Origin of the sequence: Mesorhizobium sp. M7A.F.Ca.AU.002.02.1.1 (assembly GCF_003998535.1) — a bacterium.
In the GTDB taxonomy this organism is placed as follows: Bacteria; Pseudomonadota; Alphaproteobacteria; order Rhizobiales; family Rhizobiaceae; genus Mesorhizobium; species Mesorhizobium ciceri.
Genome location: NZ_RZPB01000634.1, coordinates 1 through 3,528 on the forward strand (window position 1 = coordinate 1; position 3,528 = coordinate 3,528).

Annotated in this window: 4 protein-coding genes and 1 pseudogene; all 5 read left to right on the forward strand. The window is 63.4% G+C overall.

The window, feature by feature from the left end:
• Positions 1–208 (forward strand): annotated as a pseudogene (locus tag EN879_RS28305) (saccharopine dehydrogenase family protein); the annotation flags it as partial.
• Between the two features lie 110 nt (positions 209–318).
• Positions 319–1,125 carry an ABC transporter substrate-binding protein gene (locus tag EN879_RS28310; protein ID WP_013530558.1) on the forward strand — a complete coding sequence of 269 codons (807 nt, stop codon included), beginning with the start codon at positions 319–321 and terminating at the stop codon, positions 1,123–1,125.
• Between the two features lie 105 nt (positions 1,126–1,230).
• A complete protein-coding gene (locus EN879_RS28315; RefSeq protein ID WP_013530557.1) occupies positions 1,231–1,902 on the forward strand; it encodes an amino acid ABC transporter permease in 672 nt (223 codons plus the stop codon).
• Complete coding sequence (locus tag EN879_RS28320; protein ID WP_063168655.1) at positions 1,899–2,573, forward strand: amino acid ABC transporter permease; 675 nt, start codon at positions 1,899–1,901, stop codon at positions 2,571–2,573. The genes EN879_RS28315 and EN879_RS28320 overlap by 4 nt, the downstream gene beginning before the upstream one ends.
• Before the next feature lie 56 nt (positions 2,574–2,629).
• Positions 2,630–3,358, forward strand: a complete 729-nt coding sequence (locus EN879_RS28325; RefSeq protein WP_024501778.1) for an amino acid ABC transporter ATP-binding protein — start codon at positions 2,630–2,632, stop codon at positions 3,356–3,358.
• Positions 3,359–3,528: the final 170 nt, after the last annotated feature.

Below are 3,528 nucleotides of genomic sequence, written 5' to 3' on the forward strand. Positions count from 1 at the left end.
GATCATCGAACGCGATCTCGTTTCCGGCCTGTTCGGCATGAGCCTCGGCGTCGGCTATCCCGCCAGCATCGTGGCGCAGATGCTGGCGAGGGGCGAGATCACCAGACCCGGCTTTTTGAACCCGCTGCTGGATGTGCCCGACATCAGGTTCTTCGATGAATTGGCCAGGCGTGGCATCACGGTTTCCGAGACGGTGGCACGGGACTGAGGCGAAAGATTTTCGAACGGTGGCTGCCGCCGGCAACGGCGCTGCCGCTCAAAAAGGAGCCCAAGGAGAACCGCGGGCAGACATTAACGACAACAGGGAGGAATACCGAAATGAAGATTGCCAGACTTTTCATCGCCGGAAGACTTTTCATCGCCGGGCTTGCGCTCGCCGGGCTCACCGCTGCGGCCAGTGCGGGTACGCTCGACGACATCACCAAGCGCGGCGAATTGCGCGTCGCCGTGCAGACCCAGGGACCGCCCTTCTCGCTGGTCGGCGCCAATGGCGAACGCACCGGCAGTTCGGTCGAACTGGCCGAACTGATGGCCAAGGAAATGGGTGTGAAAATCACCTTCCTCGACTTCGACTGGGATGGTTTGATCCCGGCGCTGCTGTCGGGCAAGGCCGACCTGCTGGTCGCCGACATGACACCGACGCTGGCGCGCGGCATGAAGGTCGCGTTCACCACGCCCTACATGTACACGGGCAGCACCGTCTTCACCAAGGCCGACAGCAAGTTCAAGACCACCGAGGACTGCAAGGCCAAGGGCACCAAGATCGCCGTGCTGCTCGGCGCCACCGGCGAGAAGGAAGCCAAGAACGCCTTCCCCGATGCCGACATCAAGAGCTACAAGGGTGGCGGTCCGCTGCTGCTCGACGCCGTCAACAACGGCCAGGCCGACTGCGGCGTCAACGACGTCTCGGCGGTCAAGGGCCAGTCGACCGCCTATCCGGCCGGCACCTTCACCATCATGCCGGACCTTCTGTCGAAGGAGCCGCTTGCCTTCGCCACCCGCTATGATGAGCCGGACCTGTTGATCTGGATGAACCTGTTCCTCAACCAGGTCACTATCGACGGCCGCCTGCAGAAGAACCTCGACTACTGGGTCAATTCCGACGCCTGGAAGAAGGATCACTAAGCAGCGATAAATCCAGGCGGTTTCGCGCGCATCTTAAACGCCGCGAAGCCGCCCGGAATTTCGTTTCATCTGTCGTTGCCTGCGCTCTGGGGATTTCACCCAACGATGCTCGAAAATTTCAGTTTCCGCACCATCGTCGAATACCTGCCGTTGTTCGGACAGGGCCTGGTCACGACCGTTTGGCTGTCGGCGCTGTCCTTTGTCGGCGCGCTCATCGTCGGCATCGTGCTGTGCGCCATGAATCTGCAGCGCGGCTGGCTGTTTCGCGCCCCGGCCAAGGCCTATATCGATGCGGTGCGTGCCACGCCCTTGCTGGCGCAGCTCTATTTTCTTTATTTCGGCCTGCCCCGGCTCGGCTTCGTTCTGCCGGAACTCGTCGTCGGCATCCTCGCGTTGTCGCTGAACAGCGGCGCCTATATCGCTGAAATCATTCGCGCCGGCATCCTGTCGATCCCGCGCGGCCAGGTCGAGGCCAGCGTCGCTTCGGGCATGACCTATGTCCAGCGCATGCGCCTTGTCGTCCTGCCGCAAGCCTTCAAGGTGACGATCCCGCCGCTGCTCGGCCAGGCGATCGTGCTGGTCAAGGATTCCGCCCTTTTGTCGCTGATCTCGGTTTCGGAACTGACACGCGCCGGTCAATTGCTCGCCTCCGACCGCTTCATGCCGGCGGAAGGCTTCCTCACCATCGCCGCCTTCTATCTGCTGCTCTATTACGGCCTGAAAGGACTGGCTGGGCTCTCCAGCCGCTGGCTCGGCACAGCGGGGGCGCGGACATGATCTGGCAACAACTGCAAAGCCTCGCCGGCTCCTATCCACTGGCCCTGCGCGGCCTCGGCATGACCGTGTTGCTGTCGCTGATCAGCCTGGTGCTCGGCACGCTGCTCGGCTTCGCCCTCGGCATCCTGCGGACCGGCGGCAACCGTCTGATCTCGGGTTTGATCGGGGCCTGGGTCGACCTGATCCGCGGCACGCCGTTCCTGGTGCAGATCTTCCTGATCTTCTTCATCCTGCCTGAGTTCGGCATCGAACTCGATGCCTTCACCGCCGGCATCATCGCGCTGACCAATCTGGCTGCCTGCTTCATCTGCGAGATCGTCGTCGCCGGCATCCGCTCGGTGCCGACAGGCCAGGTCGAGGCGGCACTGGCGTCCGGCCTGTCGCGCTGGCAGCGCATGCGCCAGGTGGTGCTGCCGCAGGCGATGCGCATCGTGCTGCCGCCATTGGTCGGGCAGTATGTGCTGCTGATCAAGGATTCTTCTGTCGTCTCGGCCATCGGATTGACCGACCTCACCCGCGTCGGCTGGCTGGTGGTGCAGCGTGTGCCCAACGGCCTGCTGGTGTTCTTCCTCGTCGGCGTCGGCTATTTCATCGTCTGCTATCCGCTGATCATGCTGGCCCGCCGGCTGGAGCAGCGCATGGGCGCGGCGCATGCCGAGGTGCAGTTGTGACTTCCAACCCCAAAGGTCCAGAAAACATGACCAAAACGGGCCTTGCCAAAACCGGCATGATCGACTTTCGCGGCGTCAACAAATGGTTCGGCTCGCTCAACGTGCTCAAGGACATCACGCTCAGCGTCGAACCGCGCGAAGTGGTCGTCGTCTGCGGCCCGAGCGGCTCGGGCAAAAGCACTCTGATCCGCTGCGTCAACGGCCTGGAGGCGATCAAGGACGGCGATCTCGTCGTCGACGGCCAGCGCCTGGGCGACCCCGCCACCAACATGACCCAGCTGCGCACCGAGATCGGCTTCGTCTTCCAGTCGTTCAACCTCTACCCGCATAAGACGGCACTCGAAAACGTCACGCTCGCCCCCATCCATGTCCGCAAGATCCCGCGTGCCGAAGCCGAAAAGGCCGGCCGCGAATTGCTGGCCAAGGTAGGCCTCGCCGACAAGGTCAATGCCTATCCAGCACAGCTCTCCGGCGGCCAGCAGCAGCGCGTGGCGATCGCGCGTTGCCTCGGCATGCGGCCCAAAATCATGCTGTTCGACGAGCCGACCTCGGCGCTCGATCCCGAGATGATTTCCGAAGTGCTCGACGTCATGGTCGCGGTCGCCGAGGAAGGCATGACCATGATGGTGGTGACGCACGAGATGGGCTTTGCCCGCAAGGTCGCCCAGCGCGTGGTGTTCATGGACGCTGGCGCCATCGTCGAAAGCGGCACGCCCGACGAGTTCTTCTCACACCCCAAGACCGACCGCAGCCGCGCTTTCCTGAGCAAGATTCTGCGGCACTAAAGGCGGGCGGTCAGGTCGCCTCTTCCGCGCTGCCGCCAATCGCAAACGCTGCCGGGCCGCCGCGCCGCCTGAGCAGCGCGATGGCGAGGAAGGCGATGACGCCGCTCGCGGCGACGACCACCAGCACCCACAGGGAATTGGCGACCGATGTCCGCGCCATCATGAAGGCG